This is a genomic window from Streptomyces sp. URMC 126 (genome assembly GCF_051386555.1).
Taxonomy (GTDB): Bacteria; Actinomycetota; Actinomycetes; order Streptomycetales; family Streptomycetaceae; genus Streptomyces.
Window position 1 is genome coordinate 1 of record NZ_JBPQTX010001075.1, and the last position, 255, is coordinate 255.

The window sequence follows — 255 nt, forward strand, 5'->3', positions numbered from 1 at the left end:
GTCCAGGACCGCGTCGGTGACCTGCGCCCCGGAGTCGGCCAGCTTCCGCACCGCGCCGTCGTCGACGGTCCACAGGTTCGCCAGCTGAGGCAGCCGGTCGCGCACGGACTCCACCGCGGCGGCGTGGGCGCCGGTCTCCACGACGCAGCCGACCGCGCCGGAGTCGGACAGGATCCACTGGATCTGCTCCGGCGAACTGGTCTCGTAGATCGGCACGGTAACCGCGCCGGCGCTCCAGACGGCGAAGTCCAGCAG

1 protein-coding gene is annotated in these 255 nt (G+C 72.5%); it reads right to left on the reverse strand.

Annotated features, from left to right (window positions below):
* The coding region (locus ACSNOK_RS35150; RefSeq protein ID WP_436784754.1) for an AMP-binding protein at positions 1-255 on the reverse strand (255 nt) is incomplete at both ends.